The sequence below is a fragment of the Aquimarina sp. Aq107 genome, assembly GCF_943733665.1.
GTDB lineage: Bacteria > Bacteroidota > Bacteroidia > Flavobacteriales > Flavobacteriaceae > Aquimarina.
In genome coordinates, this window is sequence record NZ_OX030782.1 from 5,433,579 (window position 1) to 5,454,679 (window position 21,101).

At 33.1% G+C, this 21,101-nt stretch carries 13 protein-coding genes; 7 read left to right on the forward strand and 6 right to left on the reverse strand.

Going from position 1 to position 21,101, the window contains the following annotated elements:
- Nucleotides 1-182: 182 nt before the first annotated feature.
- The 7 genes from NMK29_RS23525 to NMK29_RS23555 all read left to right on the forward strand — a co-directional run bounded on the left by NMK29_RS23525 (nucleotide 183) and on the right by NMK29_RS23555 (nucleotide 7,945).
- Nucleotides 183-914, forward strand: a complete 732-nt coding sequence (locus NMK29_RS23525; RefSeq protein WP_108805028.1) for a type III pantothenate kinase — start codon at nucleotides 183-185, stop codon at nucleotides 912-914.
- Complete coding sequence (locus NMK29_RS23530; RefSeq protein WP_108805029.1) at nucleotides 911-2,158, forward strand: hypothetical protein; 1,248 nt, start codon at nucleotides 911-913, stop codon at nucleotides 2,156-2,158. The genes NMK29_RS23525 and NMK29_RS23530 overlap by 4 nt, the downstream gene beginning before the upstream one ends.
- Nucleotides 2,159-2,174: 16 nt before the next feature.
- Nucleotides 2,175-3,548, forward strand: a complete 1,374-nt coding sequence (locus tag NMK29_RS23535) for a lipopolysaccharide assembly protein LapB (RefSeq protein WP_108805030.1) — start codon at nucleotides 2,175-2,177, stop codon at nucleotides 3,546-3,548.
- Complete coding sequence (lptC, locus tag NMK29_RS23540) at nucleotides 3,548-4,105, forward strand: LPS export ABC transporter periplasmic protein LptC (protein WP_108805031.1); 558 nt, start codon at nucleotides 3,548-3,550, stop codon at nucleotides 4,103-4,105. Before NMK29_RS23535 ends, lptC begins: the two co-directional genes overlap by 1 nt.
- A gap of 9 nt (nucleotides 4,106-4,114) precedes the next feature.
- Nucleotides 4,115-4,312: a hypothetical protein gene (locus NMK29_RS23545; protein ID WP_234424322.1), complete on the forward strand. Its 198-nt coding sequence runs from the start codon at nucleotides 4,115-4,117 to the stop codon at nucleotides 4,310-4,312.
- On the forward strand, nucleotides 4,312-5,580 hold the full coding sequence (locus NMK29_RS23550; protein ID WP_108805033.1) for a hemolysin family protein: 1,269 nt from the start codon (nucleotides 4,312-4,314) through the stop codon (nucleotides 5,578-5,580). Before NMK29_RS23545 ends, NMK29_RS23550 begins: the two co-directional genes overlap by 1 nt.
- A 289-nt stretch (nucleotides 5,581-5,869) precedes the next feature.
- The gene (locus NMK29_RS23555) at nucleotides 5,870-7,945 is read left to right on the forward strand and encodes a peptidylprolyl isomerase (RefSeq protein ID WP_108805034.1); all 2,076 of its coding nucleotides are present in this window, start codon (nucleotides 5,870-5,872) and stop codon (nucleotides 7,943-7,945) included.
- An 89-nt stretch (nucleotides 7,946-8,034) separates the two neighbouring features.
- Here NMK29_RS23555 and galE read toward each other — a convergent pair whose 3' ends face one another.
- The 6 genes from galE to NMK29_RS23585 all read right to left on the reverse strand — a co-directional run bounded on the left by galE (nucleotide 8,035) and on the right by NMK29_RS23585 (nucleotide 21,081).
- Nucleotides 8,035-9,051: a UDP-glucose 4-epimerase GalE gene (galE, locus tag NMK29_RS23560; RefSeq protein WP_027394979.1), complete on the reverse strand. Its 1,017-nt coding sequence runs from the start codon at nucleotides 9,049-9,051 to the stop codon at nucleotides 8,035-8,037.
- Between the two features lie 93 nt (nucleotides 9,052-9,144).
- Entirely contained in the window at nucleotides 9,145-10,791 is a 1,647-nt protein-coding gene (locus NMK29_RS23565) for a solute:sodium symporter family transporter (protein WP_108805035.1), read from the reverse strand.
- A 48-nt stretch (nucleotides 10,792-10,839) separates the two neighbouring features.
- Nucleotides 10,840-14,019 (reverse strand): glycerol kinase GlpK, encoded by a 3,180-nt coding sequence (glpK, locus tag NMK29_RS23570; RefSeq protein WP_108805036.1) that lies wholly within the window; start codon nucleotides 14,017-14,019, stop codon nucleotides 10,840-10,842.
- A 222-nt stretch (nucleotides 14,020-14,241) separates the two neighbouring features.
- Nucleotides 14,242-16,008 carry a glycoside hydrolase family 36 protein gene (locus tag NMK29_RS23575; RefSeq protein WP_108805037.1) on the reverse strand — a complete coding sequence of 589 codons (1,767 nt, stop codon included), beginning with the start codon at nucleotides 16,006-16,008 and terminating at the stop codon, nucleotides 14,242-14,244.
- A 29-nt stretch (nucleotides 16,009-16,037) separates the two neighbouring features.
- A complete protein-coding gene (locus NMK29_RS23580; protein ID WP_108805038.1) occupies nucleotides 16,038-19,400 on the reverse strand; it encodes a VCBS repeat-containing protein in 3,363 nt (1,120 codons plus the stop codon).
- Nucleotides 19,401-19,491: 91 nt separating this feature from the next.
- Complete coding sequence (locus tag NMK29_RS23585) at nucleotides 19,492-21,081, reverse strand: RagB/SusD family nutrient uptake outer membrane protein (protein ID WP_108805039.1); 1,590 nt, start codon at nucleotides 21,079-21,081, stop codon at nucleotides 19,492-19,494.
- Nucleotides 21,082-21,101 lie beyond the last annotated feature (20 nt).

A 21,101-nucleotide genomic window follows, 5' to 3' on the forward strand; every position in this document is an offset into this window, starting at 1 on the left:
GCAAATATAGAACGCTTTTTTTAATACTCAAAAGAAAAAATTAAAAAAATCGTTTTGTACTTTTACAAACTTTAAATAAAAGCACGTAATATCCTGTAATCTAGAAGTTGTGGATAATAGAAAAAAGATTATAATTTTTAAAGAAAAGTAGAATCGATTACTCAGGAAATAAAAACAAACGAATGAATCTCATTATTGATGTAGGTAATACTTCTATAAAAATAGGTGTTTTCGAAAAAGATTCAATTGTTTACAAAGAAACACTGAAGTCAGAGAACTTCTCCAAGGTAATACAAAAAGTTTACCAAGACTATCCCTTAATCAATAATGCAATAATTTCTTCTGTTGCTATCATTAAGAAACAAGATATAGCGATAATTAAAAATTTGTTTAATACGATTATTTTGGATCATACAGTAAGAATGCCATTTAAAAATATGTATGCTACACCTACTACCTTAGGTGTTGATCGTTTAGGTTTAGTTGCTGGCGCAGTAGGTCAGTTTCCAAAAAAAGATGCACTAGTTATTGATGCGGGAACATGTATTACGTATGATTTTAAAAATAAAGATGAGGAATATTTGGGAGGAGCAATTGCGCCAGGTTTAAGTTTAAGATATGCAAGTTTGCATAATTACACTTCAAAATTACCGTTATTAGAGCTAGAGTCGCCGAAAAATTATATTGGTGATACAACAAATCAAGCAATACATTCTGGAATTGTGAATGGTGTTTTGTATGAAATTGAGGGTGCAATTGCAGAATATTGCAACACTTACCCCGATTTAACAGTTATTTTAACCGGAGGAGATGCACATTTTTTGTCTAAAAGATTAAAAAATAGCATATTTGCCACCTCTAATTTTTTATTGGAGGGACTAAATCACATTTTAGCTTTTAATAACAGTCAATGATAAAGAAGATTTTAGTAGTCATTCTGGTAATAGTTACCAGCGTATCTTATGCTCAAGAAGGAACTTCTTCTCCTTATTCTTTTTATGGAATAGGGTTACAGAAGTTTAAGGGAACAGTAGAAAATAGATCGATGGGGGGATTGGGTATACTTACAGACAGTATTCACTTAAATCTTCAGAATCCCGCATCGTATGGAGAATTGAAATTAACAACATATACATTAGGTGCCAATTATAATGGTTTAAATCTAGATAATGCTGCAGGTGAAGATTCATATAAAGATAATGCATCTTTGGATTACCTAGCCATAGGTATTCCTGCCGGCAAATTTGGCTTTGGTTTTGGTGTGCTTCCTGTAAGTTCTGTTGGATATCAAACAAATTCATTTAATGATGATGGTTCAGAAAATCAGTTCCTTGGAACAGGTGGTCTTAACAAAGTGTTTGTTGCAGCGGGATTTAAAGTTAACGAGAATTTAAGCGTTGGTTTAGATATTAATTATAACTTTGGGAACATTGAGAATAAAGCAATTCTTAAACGTTCAGAGCTAGAATTTGATACAAGAGAAATCAATAATTCTGATTTGTCGGGAGTTAGCTTATCTTTTGGGGTTGCCTATAAAAAGATGCTAACAGAAAAATTAGAGTTAACTACTTCACTTGTGTCCACTCCTTCATTTAAATTAAAATCAGAGAATAGTCTAGAATTAGCAACTGTTCAGGTTTTAACTAATGGAGCCGAATTAGTTGTGGAGCGACAAGATATTGCAGTAGAGGATAGAGATTTAGATCTTCCTGCAGAGGTAAAAGTTGGTGCAGGAATAGGAGAATCTAAAAAATGGTTCGTGGGAGCTGAGTATACGTATCTTGATGCTAGTAAATTTGATAACAGGTCATTTACATCAGATAATGTTGTATACGAAAATGCTTCAAAGGTAAAATTAGGAGGGTATTATATACCTAAATATAATTCGCTAACAAGTTACCTTAATAGGATTGTTTATAGAGCAGGATTGAGATATGAGGAGACCGGTTTAAATATCAATGGACAAGCTATTAATGAGTTTGGCATATCTTTTGGAGTAGGGTTACCAGTTGGCAACTTATTCTCCAATGCTAATGTAGGTTTTGAGTTCGGAACAAGAGGAACTACCAACGCAGGATTAGTAAAGGAAGAATTTTTTAATCTATCATTAAGTTTATCCCTAAATGATAGATGGTTTAGAAAAGTGAAATTTAATTAACTACAATTATACAGCTATGAATACTAAAGTGTTATATACGATAGCAGCAGGATTAGTTTTAAGCGCTACAGGAGTTAGTGCTCAGGCTACTGACTGTGCGACTACGGCTTCTATTGCCTATGAGCACGCTAAAGTAAAAAATTATGAGGCCGCAGAAGCGCCTTTATGGAAAGTAAGAAAAGAATGCCCTTCATATAGTGTTGCAACTTACCAGTTTGGTCAGAAATTAATAGAGTCTAAATTAAAAAAGGCGGCTACCGATGGAGAAAAAACTCAGTATGCGAACGAACTTATTGCGTTGTTAAAAGAAAGATATCAGTATTTCCCTGCTAAAACGCAAATAGGAGATATGCATTCTGATATAGGTCAGCTTATGTATGCTAACAAAATAGGAACAACGGATTCTCAATTTGCAGAATTCCATAAAGCATATACTGAGGATAAAGCTAACTTTAATGGAGCAAAAAAATTATATACTTATTTTTACTTATTAGTAGAGTTACAAGATGCTGGTAAGAAAGATCTTCAAGATGTATTTGATTTGTATGATGATATTACAGAGAAGATTGAAGAAGAAGAGAGTAAAAAAGCAAAGACAATTAGTACGCTTACAGAAAAAGAAGAATCTGGAGCAACACTGAATTCTAAAGAGAAAAGAAGTCTTAAAAACGCTGGAATTAATTTAAGAGCTTATAGTAAAGTAAAAGCTGGAATTAATCAAAAGATTGGGGCAAGAGCAGATTGTGAAAACCTGATACCTCTTTATTCTGGTCAATTCGAAAGTAAAAAGACTGATGTTAATTGGTTAAAAGGAGCTGCAGGTAGAATGTCTGCTAAAGAATGTACTGATGATCCATTGTTTTTCAAGATGGTAGAAGCTCTTCATAAAGCAGATCCATCAGCGAAGTCGGCTAAGTATTTAGGTATATTAGCACTTAAGGATAAGAAAACATCTAAAGCGCTGGAATATTTTAATCAGTCTGCACAATTAGAGACTAAAGCTAGTGATAAGGCTAATGTATACTATCGAATTGCAGAGGTGCATAGAAAAAGAGGAAGTTATGCTCAAGCTAGATCTAATTATAAGAAAGCATTAGCAAATAAGCCTTCATTTGGTCAAGCTTACCTTAAAATTGCAGCAATGGTTGCTAAAAGTGCTAATAGTTGTGGTACTGATGTGTTTAGTAAGAGAGCCGTATATTGGTTGGCTGAAAGATATGCTAGAAAAGCTGGTAGTGTAGATCCTAGTTTAAAGAAAATTGCAACTGCAACTGCAGCTAACTACAAAGCAAAAGCACCTTCTAAAACAGATATTTTTAATAATCCTGAAATTAAATCAGTAAAAATAGGATGTTGGATTGGTGAAACGGTTAAAGTGCCGAAGCTATAATGCAAAAAAAGAATTCATATATATTATTAAACTTTGTCACAGCATTTGCTGTGACATTGTTTTTTTCGTGTCAATCAAACACGTCCAAAACTAATAACTATAACATTACTGAGGACGCTCCTATTGCAGAAGCATTGGAGGTGAATTTAAAGTATACCGATTCGGGTAGACTTACCGCAATTCTTAGAACACCTAAAATAAAAGATTATACAAATAGAAATTTTGGATTTCAGGAGTTTCCAGAAGGTATTGTTTTAGATATGATCGATAAAGATGGAAAAGTAAGTGTTGTAAAATCGGATTATGCAATATTCTATAAAGAAACGGGGCTTATTGATATGAGAGGAAATGTAGATATTAAGACTGCAGATAGTACTCATCTTATGGCACGTCAGTTGTATTGGGATCAAAGTATTAACTGGGTGTTTACTGATCAACCTTATAAAAGCATTCTTCCGGATGGTACTGTTAACGAAGCAGACGGTTTTGATGCTAATCAAGATTTTACTATCTTGAATTCTCGCATCAATGAAGGAATAATGTTCATCGAAGAATAAACTTATATGATGAAAATTTTTAGATTTTTTGAAATTGCTTACTTAGCTATTATGTGTTTTTTTCTGTATCAAGCTTATGAAGAATGGGGAAAAGAAGATAGTCGCAGTATTTTGTATCTATGTTTTGCTGGAGTAGCAATTTTTATGTTTTTCTTCAAAAGAAACTTTAGAAAAAGATTTGATGCCAATAACAAGGACAACAATTAATGGAGTTACAAATTATAGTAATTGTACTTTCTGTTATTCTCTCCGCTTTTTTTTCTGGGATGGAGATCGCCTATGTTTCTTCTAATAAAATTCACATTGAAATAGAAAAAAAGCAAGATGGTTTTCTTGCTAATATTTTATCTCGGTTAACGAAAAGACCCTCTAAGTTTATTGCTACTATGTTAGTAGGTAATAATATAGCATTAGTAGTATACGGGTTTTACATGGGAGAATTAGTCATGGGTTTTATTCAAGGATATTATCCAGATATGGCACCAAGTTTTAATTTATTGCTACAGACTATAATTTCTACATTAGTTATTTTGCTAACTGCAGAGTTTTTACCTAAAGTTTTTTTTCAGATTTATGCTAATACGTTACTGAAAGTGTTTGCGTTACCAGCGTATTTTTTTTATGTATTATTCTGGTTTATATCATCTTTTGTTATTTGGATATCAGATTTTGTACTTAAGAAATTTCTTAAAACAGATGGAGATGAGGTGCAATTAGCATTTACAAAAACTGAATTAGGAGATTACATTAATGAGCAAATGGAAACTGTCGAAGCACATGATGAAATTGATAGCGAAATTCAGATTTTTCAAAATGCACTGGACTTTTCGGACGTAAAATCTAGAGAAGTTATGATTCCGAGAACTGAAATCATTGCTATAGAAAAATCTCAATCCTTAGAAGAGGTTAGTCAACTTTTTATAGATACTGGTTTGTCCAAAGTTTTGGTGTTTAATGCAACTATTGATGATATTATTGGTTATGTACATTCTTTTGAATTGTTTAAAAAGCCAAAATCTATAAGATCTATTTTGTTGCCAGTGGTTTTTGTTCCAGAAACCATGTATGTCAAAGATGTGTTAAATCTGTTGACTAAAAAACATAAAAGTATTGCTGTTGTGATTGACGAATATGGCGGGACAAGTGGTATTATTACAGTTGAAGATATTGTAGAGGAACTTTTTGGAGAAATAGAAGATGAGCATGATTCTGTAGATCTAATAGAGGAGAAACTAGATGAAAATCATTATCGTTTTTCTGCCAGAATGGAAGTGGACTATATTAACGAAACCTACAAACTAAACCTTCCGGAAAGTGAGTATTATGAAACACTCGGCGGGATGATAGTTAATCATACTGAGGAAATTCCTAAACAAGGAGATATTGTAAACATAGATTCAGTAACCATCAATATTATTGAAACTTCGAATACTAAAATCGAAATTGTAGAATTAAAAACCCTGTTAGAGGATTAATGATTCATAAACCGATGTATATTTGATATATGCCTTCTTATTATTCTTAATTGATTAGATTTTTTTTGAAAAACACTTGTTGTTATGTTGACAACAGGAAAGACCTTTAGTGTTCTTTTAATCAATGAGATAGCTTTTGTTTTAGATAGAAATTATTCACTAAAATTAATCGAAAGATCTATTCAAAAATAAAAACCAAAAAAACTTGTAAAGACTTTCTGTCTTTAATTGGTAATATTCTAATAAAATGGTATTTTCGCCCACTATATTTCAATAAATTAAACTTAAAATGGCAGTTTTAAATAAAATCAGACAACGTTCCGTTTTCTTAATTGTGATTATCGCTTTAGCGCTTTTCTCATTCGTATTAGCGGATTTGATTAGGAATGGAGGAGCTATTTCTCAAAAAGCAGCAAATATTATTGCTACAATAAATGGGAAAGAAATTGATAGAACTGATTTTGCAAGAAAAGTCGAGACAGCATCTAGAAATTTTGGAGCCAATGGATCAAATTTACAGACTGTAAATTATGTTTGGAATCAAGAAGTTAGACAGATCGTTTTTGATGGACAATTTGAAGAATTAGGAATTAGAGCTGGAGCAGATCAGGTAAATCAATTGTTAGAAGAAGGATTGGCAAATAATCCAACTTTTCAAAACGAAGCTGGAGTATTTGATAAAGCAAAGATGCAAGAATATGTTGCTAGTATTAAAGGAAACCCTGTAGCTTACCAGCAATGGACAGACTATAAAATATCTTTGGGTAAAGGAGCTTTAGAAGAAACGTATCTAAATATGATCAAAGCTGGAGTTGGCGTAACTCTTAAAGAGGGAGAGCTAGCTTATAAAATGGAAAACGATGTTGTAGATATAAAATATGTTCAACTTCCATTTTCAGGAATACCAGATACGGATGTGAATATATCTGATGCTGAGATTAAGGCTTACGTAGACAAACATCCTGACTTATATCAGGCGGAAGCTTCTAGAAATATGAGATATGTGTTCTTTAAAGAAGAGCCAAGTCAGCAAGATGAAGATCAATTGATAGCAGAGGTATCTAAGGATATAGATGGTCTTAAAACGACAGAAAATATCGAAGAATTTATAAATCTAGATAAGGGATCTGCATTAAAGTATGAAGATCGTTTTGTTTTTAAGAAAGATCTACCAACTACTGTTAGTGATACTTTATATAATGTTCCAGTTGGAGAGGTTTATGGACCTTATAAGGATGGAAAATACATTAAAATTTCTAAAGTTGTTGCACAAAAACAACTACATGATTCGTTAAAGGCTAGCCATATTTTAGTTTCTTGGAAAGGTTTAGGTACAGCTGGTGATACTGAAAGAACTAAGGAAGAAGCAAAAACACTTGCAGATAGTTTGCTAAGTGTAGTAAAGACTGATAAAGCTAAGTTTGTAACATTAGCAAAAGATTTTTCTGCAGATACTTCTAATAAGGATAAAGGTGGAGATTTAGGTTATTTTCCTCCAGGTAGAATGGTACCGGCATTTAATGATTACATTGTAGATAATAATGTTGGAGATATGGGAGTAGTAGAAACTGCTTTTGGATATCATATTATTACTATTGAGGATAAAAAGAACGAACAAAAAGCTGTTAAGGTTGGAACCATCGCTAGAGAGATAGAGGCTAGTGAAAAAACTATCAACGATATTTTTACGGAAACAACTAAATTTCAAATCGCTACAAAAGATGCTGATTTTGCTGAGAAAGCAAAGGAAGGTGAATATAATGTTCTTCCAGTAAATAAAATTAGTGAGTTAGCAGAAAATATTCCAGGAATTGGTGCGCAACGATCAATTGTTCAATGGGCATTTAAGGAAGAAACTAAGGTAGGAGATGTAAAACGTTTTGATGTTACTGGTGGATATGCTGTTGTACAACTTACAGCAAAAGCATCTAAAGGAACCCAAAAAGTAGAAGACGCAAGTACTTCAGTAAAACCTATTCTTATTAAGGAGAAAAAAGCTGAAATGCTTAAAAAGAAAATTTCAGGAAGCACCTTAGAAGATATTGCTAAAAATCAATCTCAAACAGTTAAGACTGCATCTGCATTAAATATGAAAACACCTACGATAAGTGGAGCTGGAACAGAACCTAAAGTTGTTGGTGCTGCATTCGCTTTAGAGAGTGGTCAAATTTCTGAACCAATTGTAGGGAATAATGGAGTTTATGTTGTTTCTGTAACAAAGAAAACTCCTGCTAGTGGATTAGATACGTATATGAGCTATGCTGCACAAGAATCTAAGACGCAAGCCAACGCAGTTAATTCTAGAGTGTTTAATGCATTAAAAGAAGCTGCTGAGATAGAAGACAAAAGAGCTAATTTCTATTAAAAAATAGATTAGTAAAATATTTTAAATAAAAAAATCCTGAAGAAATAATCTTCAGGATTTTTTGTTTAGTATGATTAAATTTTAAGGTATTATTTTCGCACTTTTTGTTCCCATTTCCAGGCAGAAGATAATGCTTCATCTAGACTGCTCTTAGCGTTCCAGCCCAATTCGTTATTTGCTTTGTCTGTATTTGCATAAGCAGCAGTAATGTCACCTTCTCTTCGGTCTACAATTTTGTAGTTTAATTTCTTATCAGATACTTTCTCAAATGACTGTATAACCTCTAGCACAGAACTACCAGTTCCTGTTCCTACATTAAATACCTCATAATTAGAAGTGTTATTATTTTTTATTAGACGTTCTAAAGCTACTACATGTGCTTTTGCAAGATCTACTACATGTATATAATCTCTTATGCAAGTTCCGTCTTCCGTAGGATAATCATCACCAAAAACCGAAAGTTGTTCTCTAAGTCCAATTCCTGTTTGAGTAATAAACGGAACTAAGTTTTGCGGAACCCCAATTGGTAATTCTCCAATCTCTGCAGAAGGATGGGCTCCAATAGGATTAAAATAACGCAATGCGATCGCGTTTAAGTTTGGTTTTACTTTACAAGTATCTTTTATAATTTCCTCACCTATTTGTTTTGTATTTCCATATGGAGATTCTGCGGTTTTAACAGGAGCATTTTCGGTAATAGGTAGCTCATCTGCTTGTCCATACACAGTGCAAGAAGAACTGAATATAAAACTAGTTCGGTCTTTTTTTTGTAATTCTTTAAGAATATAAACTAGAACACTTATGTTGTTTTCATAGTATAATAAGGGGTTTTCTACACTTTCTCCTACAGCTTTCGAAGCAGCAAAATGAATAATTCCTTCAATATCAGCGTGGCGATTAAAAAAATCTTCAACTTTATCCTTTTCTCTAAGATCGAAATTTTCAAAAATAACTTCTTTCCCTGTAATAGTTTTAATGCCCTTTAAAACTTCTGCAGTAGAGTTTGAGCAATTATCGATAATGACTACATTATATCCTTCATTTTGTAATTCTACAACGGTATGCGATCCGATAAACCCCAATCCACCAGTAACTAGTATTTTCATTTTTTTGTTTTCAAGAGTTTTTACTAAAGTATATTGTAAAGTTACTACAATATGATATATAACTAAAAATAGATTAGGAATAAGTTTTAGTAATTAGAAAATCAAATATGTACTCACTACTAAAGCTGTAATAATCCCTCCAGTGATCAAGGCATATTTCCAAGGAGTAGTGTCTATAACATCCGTGGTAATAGGTGTGTAAATTTCTGTTTTTGGTTTTAGTACTCCAATGATCAGCATGATAATTACATTGATTACAAATAAGATACCCATAATATGTAAAAAATGAGGATATGCTTCAGCTTTTATAATGGCTAATTGATCTACATCTGTAATGCCATTAATAGAAGCTTCTACTAAGGCTTCATTTGTAAAATAAGGGCCAAGAATGAGTAAACTTATTAAGTACATAAGTACTCCTGCAATTAGGACTATTTTAGCACCGATAGCAGGAACTTTTTTTGTTAAAATACCAATGATAACAACCGCCAAAATAGGAACACTTAAACTTCCTAATGCCTGTTGAATATAGGAAAATAATCCTTCAGGAGCATTTGCTATAAATGGTGCAATCGTCATGGAAATTATGGCTATAATAAGTCCAAATAGTTTTCCAGCTTTTACTGTTTGAAGTTCATTAGCATTAGGCTTAAAGAATTTTTTGTAAAGGTCAAATCCAAATAGTGTGGCGCTGCTATTTAATAAACTATTAAAAGAACTTAGAACAGCTCCAAAAAGAACAGCGGCAAAAAAACCAAGTAACGCAGGAGGAAGAACTTTTCGCACTAATTCTGGATAGGCTTGATCCGCAGAATCAAGTTCTCCATTAAAAACATTCCAAGCAATAATTCCAGGAAGCACAACAATTATTGGTATCAAAAATTTTACAAAGGCAGCAAGCATCATACCTTTTTGCCCTTCTTTTAAGCTTTTAGCGCCAAAAACACGTTGTAATATAGATTGATTTGTTCCCCAATAATACATTTGAGCAATCATCATTCCTGTAAAAATAGTTCCTACTGGGATTGATGAAGTAACTCCTCCAGTTACATTAAATTTATCTCGATTTTCTGTCCACAAAGTTTGTACACCATTCATCATGTTTCCATCACCAATTAACTTCAATCCGAAATATGGAATCAATAATCCGCCTATTAATAAACCTATTGCATTTATAAGATCCGACACGGCAACAGCTTTTAATCCTCCAAAAATTGCATATATAACCCCAATCAATCCAATGCTCCATACACAAAGCGAAATAGTAGCAGATTGGGATAGATTTAATAAAGATGGTAAATCAAACATAGTGCTAAATGCTAGTGATCCAGAATAAAGGATTGTAGGTAGCAACACAATACTAAACGCAATTAAAAATAAAACAGATAGTATTGCTTTTGTGTTTTCGTCAAAACGTTTTTCTATAAATTCTGGAATGGTGGTAATACCAACTTTCATGTATTTTGGTAATAACCATATAGCTGTAAGTATCATAGCAATAGCAGCTAGTGTCTCCCAAGCCATTACCAGAATACCTTCTGTAAATGCTTGACCATTTAAACCAACAATTTGTTCTGCCGATAAATTGGTAAGTAATAATGAACCTGCAATAGTGATAGCACCAAGACTTCTGCCTCCTAAGTAATACCCATCAGCAGATTTTTCGTCTGTACTCCGAGTTTTCCACCAAGCATATATTGCTACAAGTAATGTAAATCCGATAAATGATAATATGCCCATACAAGTTTTGTGTTAAATTGATAAATCAGATGATTATATGTTTTTAATTTAAGCAATTTCGTGCTCATAATAAGTGGATGCATCTTGTAATAACAAATCTAGGTATTCATTTTCCTTTGCCAGACGTTGTTCATCCCAATGTAAATATTTTATAAGATCTTCTTGTACTAATGATCGATATCGACGAACACTATTAATATCAAAATAGAGTCTACCGGTTCGTCGCACAAAAAAATCTGCCAAACCGTTTATCATCTCATGATGTACGCCATACCAGACTTCTGATCGTATTAATTTTTCTTCAATAGAATCGTTTAGAAAGTAACCAACTTTATCAATAATAGTATTAGCTTGTTTACCATATGTAGTGGCTAAATACCATCCGTAGTATTCATCCTGTATATTTAGATCTTTTAGCTGTTGATTAATTTGTAGAAGATATTTTTCCACTTCTTCAGTATCTTTTAATGGATCATTAGTAAGTGGTATATTTTGTGTATGTGATTTTGAGAATTGTTCTCTTTTTTTGGAGCTCATTGTTTTAAGAACTGCATCAATAACACGTTGCGCCATTTTACGATACCCTGTTAATTTTCCTCCAGCTATTGAAATCAATCCTGTTTTAGAAATAAATATCTCATCTTTTCTGGATAATTCTGAAGGGTCTTTGCCGTCTTCGTGTATCAGTGGTCGCAGTCCAGCCCAGTTAGACTCTATGTGATCTATTGTGAGTTGCACAGAAGGGAACATATTATTAACCGCGTCTAATAAGTATTGAGCATCTTCTTGTGTAGCTACTACCCGGTTTAAATTAGCCTTGTAGTTGGTATCCGTAGTTCCTACATATGTTGCGCGACCTCTGGGGATAGCAAAAATCATTCTTCCATCGGATACATCAAAATAGATAGATTGTGTAAGAGGAAATTGATCTCTTGAAAAAACAATGTGCACTCCTTTAGTTAGGTGCAGATACTTGTTGTTCATTGAGTGATCTTTTTCTCTTAATAAATCCACCCAAGGACCTGCTGCAGAAACATAGTTTCTGGATTTTATAGTTATTTTTTTATTCGAATTATATTCTAAACACTCTAAACTTTTTATTTTTCCTTCAGTATCATAGTTAAAGGTTGTCATTTCGCAATAATTGATGATGTTTGCTCCATATGAAGCTGCTTTTTTAAGAAGCTCTACGGTAAGTCTCGCATCATCTGTACGATATTCTGCATAATAACCACCTCCAGTAAGTCCATTTTTATTTAATAAAGGTTCCTTGGCAATTGTTTCTTCAATACTTAGCATTTTTCGTTTGTCATCTCCTTCTACATTTGCTAAAAAATCATATACTTTTAATCCAATCGCAGTCATCATCTTTCCATACGTACCACCTTCTATTAATGGCAATAACATTTTTTCTGGAACGACTAAATGGGGGGCAAGTTTATGAACCATAGCACGCTCACTTCCTGATTCTTTTACCAAACCTATTTCCATTTGTTTTAGATATCGTAGTCCACCGTGAATCAGTTTTGTAGACTTATTACTGGTTCCGGATGCAAAATCGTTTTTTTCTACCAGGCATACTTTTAAGCCTCTCGAAGCTGCGTCTAAAGCAATTCCGGCTCCGGTCACACCACCACCAATAATAAAGAGATCATATTTGGTAGTTTGTGCTTTTTGTAATTGTATGTGTCGGTCTAGAATAGAAAAACGTATAGGACCTTGTTCTTTTACAGATAGCATTTTTGCATTGGTAGATTTTGTGCGTTCTACTGCGTCCTTCCATCCACTATATTTTCTACTTCTTTCGTGTTCATTAATCTGGGGTTTAAACTTAGTATCGACAATTCTAATTCTGGAAATGTCTTTTTTAGTCCAAACCCCAGCTTTTATTCCTGCCAGGAATGCAGCACCAAGTGCTGTAACTTCTAACATTGCTGGTCGATCAACCTCTACATTGAGGATGTCAGCCTGAAATTGCATCAAATAGTTGTTAGCAGATGCGCCTCCATCTACTTTAAGTTCTTTCATTAGCTTACCACTATCTTCGACCATAGCATCTAATACATCACGAGTTTGGTAGGCTAAGGCATCTACAGTAGCTTTTATAATTTCATTTTTACCGGAATCCAATGTTAGTCCATATATTGCTCCTTTAGCATTCATGTCCCAATAAGGAGCTCCAAGACCGGCAAAAGCAGGAACAACGTACAAACCTTTAGAAGAGGGAGTAGATATACAGATCTCTTCTGTTTCAGAAGCTTTAGAAATGACTTGCAATTTATCACGAAGCCATTGTACAGAAGCACCCCCTACGAAAACACTACCTTCGAGCGCATATTTGATATTATCTTCAGGAAGACTACAACATAAAGTTGTTAATAAGCCATTCTTAGAATGGTAGGCTTTTTTTCCTGTATTTAATAATAAAAAACAGCCTGTGCCATAGGTGTTTTTAGCAATTCCTGATTTATAACCACCTTGGCCAAATAAAGATGCTTGTTGATCTCCGGCAACTCCATATATCGGAATCTCTTTTCCTTGATAAGAAATATTTCCAAAGTCTGATGATGAATATTGAACTTTGGGTAACATTTCCTTAGGAATGTCTAATGCATTTAACATAGTTTCATCCCATTCTAATCGTATGATATTATATAACATTGTTCGAGATGCGTTGGAATGATCCGTCACATGTCTTGATCCATTTGTAAATTTCCAAATTAGCCAGGTATCAATTGTACCAAATAGCAGATCTCCTTTGTTAGCTTTTTCTCTTGCCCCTTCTACATTGTCTAGAATCCATTTTAATTTTGTGCCAGAAAAATAAGAGTCAATTACCAAACCGGTGTTCTTAGAAACATAATCTTCTAAACCAATAGACTTAAGATTTTTACAAATGTTAGAAGTTCTTTTGTCTAACCAAACAATAGCGTTATGTACTGGTTTCCCTGTAGTTTTATCCCAAACAACTGTTGTCTCTCTTTGATTGGTGATTCCAACACCAGCGATTTGATCAATACTTATTTTAGATGTAGCTAATACTTCTTCAAAAACGTTTTTTTGATGTTGAAAAATTTCTTCAGGATCATGTTCTACCCATCCAGATTGAGGATAATGTTGTGTTAGTTCTTTTTGAGAGATGCCACAAATACTGCCATTATTATCAAAAATAATAGCTCTAGTACTAGTTGTTCCTTGATCAAATGCAATGATATATTTTTTATCCATCAGTGATAGTTGACTTTATTTTTATATACTTTCTTGGTTGATGATTTCTTTGTGATCTTCTAAAAAAACAATGTTATTTTTAGAAGATTGGTCAATTGATTATAAATATCTGAATTATTAAAGCAATTGAAAAGATAATTACGAACTAAAAAAAATGCAATCGTTTGTATTATTTTTTATAAGGTATATTGATGATTTTATTGATTTTTTTAATGAAATCATTTAAGATCCGGTGTTTTTTTCTAATCTAATCAATCCACAAACTGGAGCTTTTATCTGAACTACTCCAATGAGAATCATTAAGTTACATTCGTGTGTTATTTTTCCTGTACAATCGTAAGTCGTACAATGATATGCTCCATAATTTTTATCACTGTTTAGCACAATTTTAGTAACTAATTGACCATTGATGATGTCAATTTTATTTGTAATTTCATTAAAATCAACTATATAGTTATCAAACACTCCTATAATTGTATGATCATTTAGAGAAGATTTGAGTATTGGGTAATTAGCCAAAGGTTTTTGTGGTATAAAGTTTCCTTTAAGAAAAATCTGTGAATGGTTTCTCCAATAGTGAGTATAAAAATGTATCATAGATAATTCTTCTGATGTTGCTTCTTGTAGTAATACAGAAAGTTGTGGAACTCCAAATAAAATATTTACCAGTTGTAATGCTTTTATTTCTAGAGGTTCCTGTTTATGATAGGTAAACATATCACTGTGTACAGCAGTATCTCCACAAATCATCTTGATATCGGTGATACGTACGCGATTCATTAAAGAATCACCTGGGCAATCAAAAGCCCTAAACATATTTCCATATTTTCGCATGGCTGGACCGGTATATTTTTGACGAAATTCGATTACAACTTCTTGATTGATTGCGTGTAGGGAACTTATGATGTCAGTCATTAATCGATCAACAGCTAGATTTACGGAGGAATAGTCTCTTCCGTTTTCTTTGGTTAGTTTGGTGCTAGGGTATACTTTGAATTCATCAATAAAATCTAGTTTGAATCCATCAATTCCCCACATGTTTAAGGCATTTACATATAAATTTATTAGGTATTCTCTTACTTCTGGATATCTTGGGTCAAATACGGGAGCCCAACGATGTTCTTCTGTAAGGAATTTACCTTTAAATTTTTTATAAGCTTCTGATTTTTTACCACAAAAAGGAACAGAATACCATAAAGCTAATTTCATTCCTGTAGCGTGAATTTTGCTCACAAAATGTTTCATTTTAGGAATTCTTTCTGGATACCAATCTCCAGTATAATCATATCCTCTATTTTCATCCTTGGTTTGCCATCCATCATCAATGATTATTAGTTCATACCCTAAATCAGATGCAATTTTACACTCCTCAATAAGGGTTTCTATATTTAGTTTTTGATGGAACTGGTACCAAGTAGAATAAACAGGGACTTTTGCTAAATCAGGGACCGTAACTGGGGTAAGATTTTCGAAACTTTCCCACCATTTCCCTACGTTTTTTAGAGATTCTGAAAAAGATTGATCACTTTGATCTATTCTTAGCTGTGCATTGTAATTAGAAATTGAATGATGTCTTTCTGTAAAAAACGATATGTGACAATGGATACAGTTATCTTCTTCTCGATATAAGGCATTAAGTTTTTTGGTGTTTATTGCATCAGAACAAGCAAAGGTGATAACGTTGTTGTCGTCATGGCCAAATAATGAAATTACTGGAGAATCAACAGAAATTCTTGATTCCATATGATCCAATTCCCAATCATCCATGATTCTTTTTGCAAAATCAGTAGTAGGTTTCCAAACACCTTTGATATTAACCGCGGGAATCTTCCATTTAAAGGTTACCTTTTGAGGTGTAAATGTAGTTTTGGATGTAAAATTTATATTATATATAGTGACTCCATTTTGTTCTTCAAGTAGCGTGATGTCAACTCGAAAATCTTTGGATTCTTGTATTACCTCGATATTATGAGTAATTACTTCTTTCATTCGTTTTTATTCTTTATTGTGCGGTAAAATCAGTTTTTTGCCAAAGCATTTCTTTTTTTACTCTTTATGCGATATACCATTGCACTATCATTATTTTGTGTAGCAACAATTAACTTTTCATTATTCTTGTTTTGCATAGAAATAATATGATTGGATTGTTTGGGGACAAGAAAACCTGTCTTATTGTTCTTTGTAGGGATAAAACCTTTTTCTGAACCTTTTAAATAGACTCCGATCATGGCATCGTGTCTGCCGTAACTTGCTTCTGCGGAATAATCATTCCCAACAATCAATACATCTTTAAAACCATCTTGATCAATATCTTCTACAAGAAAATTATTTATAGGAGATTGTTGACAAGGTTCGGGTAAAAATGTGACTTTGAAAGTATTGTTACCTATGTTTTCTGCATAAATAGATTGAAATATATGAGCGCTAAAAGTTTCTTCTTCTAAATTATTAATATTCAACAATTCCTTAAAATTAGTTTTAGCAAATTCGTTATATGTTGGGTATTGTTTTTTCAAACTCACTAATTGTTTCATGACATCATCCCTAGTGTGAATTGGTTGTAATGATAATCCATTCGGTGTCTTGAAGTACTGGGCTAGCAAGGGATCAATACTTCCGTTATTGTCAAAATCTTTTTTATATACATATACGGCTTGACCAAACATTGGCTTGATATATCCGTTGATACCTTGATTACCAGCAAGTATATCTTGATCACCATCATTATCAATATCTGCAAGTGTAATACTGTTCCACCAACCAGACATATTCAATGTGTTTCCTTGTTTATCTATCCATTTTATAGGAATTTCCTCTGCTTTGTTTGTGTCGATTTGATATATAGAAATTGGCATCCACTGTCCAACTACAATAAGTTCCTTAGTTGTATTATTGTTAATATCCGCCCAAGTTGCATCTGTTACTATTCCTGATCCAGAAAATGAAATATTATTGTTTATGGAAAGATTGCCTTTTTGATTAGTGATTAAATAGCTAGGAGTAGAAAGTGGATATTTTCCTGTGAATACACCGCCTCCAACAAAAATCTTTTGTGTACTCGTATTATCAGTGTTGTTTGCTGTAATACAAGTTGTATTTGTTATGATTTTGGAAAGAGTTTTATTTTCACTTATTAAAAAAGAACCAGTTCCGTCATTAATGTATATTCTGTCTTTTAATAGTTCTTCATTATTTCCAGCATCAGTTCCACCACTACCAATGTATAGATCTTTGTCTCCATCAAAATCAATATCAATAAATAAAGCAGCTGTATCTTCGTATTTAGTGTCAAATTCCTGCTTAGGTTTATAAACACCATTTTGGTTTTCGATAAAGAGAGTGCCAGAAAAACCTTTACTACCGCCAATAAAGATTTCTTCACCTTGTTTATTGTCTACGTTTTCATTTACTATGCATGGACCCGAAGAATTAAATTGATGACTTAATAAGGATTGTTTTAGGTAGTCATTTAAGTAGTTTTCGGTATGCTTAAATGAAAAAGTAGTGGTGTCTTTTTGAAATAAAAGATCAGTTTCTTTTTTTGAAGGATTGTCAAAAGAATTTTGATGATCAATAGTAATAAGTTGATTTGATAGAATATCTTTTTTATAACTAGTAGCACCATTAGGCCAAGTTATCTTTAATGAGTCAACTTTTTCTGAAGGTACGCCAAAGTGAATAATTGGTTCTACAGAAGATAAATATCCTTTGATGGTTGATTGATATTGTGTTTGTTTGGTGCCATTGTCCCATAAGACAATTTTTGCCCCAATTCCATTTTTATTTTCAGGAGTTCCTTTTAGTTGCAAGCGTAAAAACTTCTTATTTTTTTCCGATACATGATTTTCTAGTATAAATGCGGGACTATTTATATTGTTTATGATTAAATCTAAATCTCCATCTTGATCTAAATCTGCGTAGGCGGAGCCATTAGAGTAGGAATTTTTCTCGTGTATCCATTGAGAAGAAACATCAGTAAATTGGGCATTACCGTTATTTTGATACATCACATTAGGTAGATGAATTCCGGGAAGTTGCTCAATTAGATTTTTTGATTTTTCTTTTCTAGCATTTGGTGTTCCAAAGATGTTATTATGCCCAGAATAATTAATAAAATCAAGATCTGTAATGTCCTTAACGTAACCATTAGTAATGTAAATATCTTTATTTCCATCGTTATTATAGTCTGCAATTAGTGGTGCCCAACTCCAATCAGTACTGGCAATGCCAGAAGCAAATCCAATTTCTGACGCTGGTAATATTTGATCTTTGATATGACCATTATGAATTTGAAGTGTATTATGAACATATTGTGGAGTATATCCATTTCTTTTGGATAATAAATATTTATCATAATTGTTAGAAGCTAGCATTTTCTTCTGTCTCTGATAATCATTAGGTAACATGTCTACTACCATAATATCCGGTAATAAATCATTATTAACATCTGCCACATCAACTCCCATTGCATTATAGGTTTGTTTTGATAAAACTTGTTGGTTCATTTCGCTAAATCCAAGATGAATTCCGTTACTGTTTTTACCCTTATTGATGTACAAAAGGTCATTGGTAATAAAATCATTACTAACGTAGATATCGGGTAAATTATCGTTATTAAAATCATTAATAGCTACTCCTAATCCAAATCCTTTATGAGTAATCCCCAAACTATCTGATACGTTAGAGAAAAATATTTGATTTGTATTTTCTAAAGTTTTGTTTTCTAATAAGTAATCGGATAAATATTTAGGCTGATATTTTTTGGGTATAGGAGTATTTCGATCTCTTTTGGTATTACCATTATGAACAATATATGCATCTAAATCGCCATCTAAATCATAATCAAAAAAAACGGTTTGTTGGCTATAACTGCCATCATCTAGTCCATAGATTGAAGCTTGTTCTTCAAAATAAGGAATTCCTTGCTTACTTAAGCCTTTGTTTATAAACAATAGATTATTACAATCATTATTACAATTACTTCCACCAACATTAAGATAGACGTCATCCAACCCATCCGCATTTATGTCTATAACACTTACACCAGTTATCCAGGAATTTGTTTTAAAATTAGATTCGATAGAAATATCCTTAAATTTTAGATCACCTAGATTTAGATATAACTTGCTAGAGACTTGATTTCCAGTAAAAATAATATCTGACAATCCATCTTCATTAAAATCACCAATACCTACACCACCACCATTATAGCAGTATTGAAAATCTATTACATTGATATTGTCGTTTTCGGTAATTGTATTTTGGAAGAGAATGGTGCTGTGCGAAGATGGCACAAGAGTGAATAGAGTATCGTTTGACAGTCGTTTTTTACAACCGAAAAGTAACAGAATTAATATGATATGAATTACATTTTTTTTCAAAAAGATAGTATTAGATTTTCAAGACCAAGCAAACCCAAGTAAGGGTTTGCTTGGTTGACTAAAACAATAAACAACAATTAATCAGATAGGTTTAGTAACCATCATTTTGTTTCAAGTTAGGGTTGGCTTGTAATTCTGGTAATGGAATCCATAAACGTTCATCTTGTCCAGTAGTAAATACAGCTGCTGGTCCTGCAAGAGATTTAGGATGACGACCTGCCGCTATAGTAGAACCAGGACCTAATATATCATCTGCTAGTTCCCAGCGCACCAAGTCTAAAAAACGATGACCTTCTCCAGTTAATTCCATAACACGTTCATCTATAATGGCTTGTTCTATCTCTTCTTTAGATAAAGTATTAGGTAATAAAGAAATCTGTGCACGTTCTCTTACTTGATTAATAAACGGTATAGCATCTGATGTACTTCCATTTTCATTGAGAGCTTCTGCTAACATTAATAATACATCAGCATACCGTATGATTCTCCAATTAGTTCCTAGTGTGTGCCCAAAACCAGGGATTTCTGCACTAGACATACCTTCATCCAAACCTGCATATTTCCTAGAGAATAATGCTGGAACTCCTAGATTCTCTGCAATTTCTATACTTGGAGCAAAATCTTCTGCAAATGGTGCCCCTCCATATCCTGTGGCTCCGGGATAATCAAAAGCAATTGTTTTGTTTCTTCTTACGGTGTCTCCATTATCGTCAAAAACTTGAAGAATATGTGGATTTATGACATGGCCTTGATCTAAACTTACATGAGGGGGAGAATAATCAATATACCAATTGGATTGCGAGCCAGTAAGTGGCGAATCTGCTCCCCAAACAAAGTTGTCTTGTCCAACATACTGAAGTTCGTAGACAGATTCTGAATTATTTTCTAATGAAGAATTAGATGAAAAGTTATCGCCGTAATTATCTGAAGGTAGTAAAGAATACCCTAGACTAGTTACTTCTGTAAAATCTGTAACAGCATTTGCCCAATTTTCCATATATAAATATGTTTTTCCTCTTAAGGCGAGTGCTGCTCCTCTTGTGGGACGTCCTAAATCATCCGCTCCCCAGGATTGTGGAAGCCTGTTTACCGCTTCGGTAAGGTCTGCGATAATAGCTTCATTAAACATTGAAGGTGTAGCGTTAGCTGGGAAAAATTCTTCCGGATTTTGTGTGTCCGGTGTTTGCATAACAAGTGGAGCGGTTCCAAAGAGATTTAATAAATACCAATTACAGAATGCACGCTGAAAATGTGCTTGTCCCAAAATTTCATTTTGAACGTCTCCAGATAACACATTGTTTTCTGCATCTTCTTCAATAATTCTATTGGCCCTAGCAATAGATTGATACAATTGAGGATACAAGTCTACCGCCCATCTAGAAATACCTGGTTGCCCTTCTAATGTAGACATCGTTGTATTTTGTTGGAATGGGATTACATTATAGGCATCCGATCGTAGCATAGCACCTGTATGAATAACTCGTCCCCAAAATAATACAGCAGTTATTGGGTGGTACATGCCGTTTACGGCAAGTCTGAAGTCATTTTCAGTTTGAAAAAACTCAGGTTCTGCTACATTATTCGGATTAGAAATATTAAGATCTTCTTCGTTACAACTATAGTATATTACTACAAAAAGTAATAACATTATGAAAGGGAATAGTTTTTTAATGGTTTTCATATCGTATTCTTTTTTTTGTT

Coding starts and splice junctions, on each gene's coding strand:
- NMK29_RS23525 (WP_108805028.1), top strand. CDS start 183: ATGAATCTCATTATTGATGTAGGTAATACTTCTATAAAAATAGGTGTT.
- NMK29_RS23530 (WP_108805029.1), top strand. CDS start 911: ATGATAAAGAAGATTTTAGTAGTCATTCTGGTAATAGTTACCAGCGTA.
- NMK29_RS23535 (WP_108805030.1), top strand. CDS start 2,175: ATGAATACTAAAGTGTTATATACGATAGCAGCAGGATTAGTTTTAAGC.
- lptC (WP_108805031.1), top strand. CDS start 3,548: ATGCAAAAAAAGAATTCATATATATTATTAAACTTTGTCACAGCATTT.
- NMK29_RS23545 (WP_234424322.1), top strand. CDS start 4,115: ATGAAAATTTTTAGATTTTTTGAAATTGCTTACTTAGCTATTATGTGT.
- NMK29_RS23550 (WP_108805033.1), top strand. CDS start 4,312: ATGGAGTTACAAATTATAGTAATTGTACTTTCTGTTATTCTCTCCGCT.
- NMK29_RS23555 (WP_108805034.1), top strand. CDS start 5,870: ATGGCAGTTTTAAATAAAATCAGACAACGTTCCGTTTTCTTAATTGTG.
- galE (WP_027394979.1), bottom strand. CDS start 9,051: ATGAAAATACTAGTTACTGGTGGATTGGGGTTTATCGGATCGCATACC.
- NMK29_RS23565 (WP_108805035.1), bottom strand. CDS start 10,791: ATGGGCATATTATCATTTATCGGATTTACATTACTTGTAGCAATATAT.
- glpK (WP_108805036.1), bottom strand. CDS start 14,019: ATGGATAAAAAATATATCATTGCATTTGATCAAGGAACAACTAGTACT.
- NMK29_RS23575 (WP_108805037.1), bottom strand. CDS start 16,008: ATGAAAGAAGTAATTACTCATAATATCGAGGTAATACAAGAATCCAAA.
- NMK29_RS23585 (WP_108805039.1), bottom strand. CDS start 21,081: ATGAAAACCATTAAAAAACTATTCCCTTTCATAATGTTATTACTTTTT.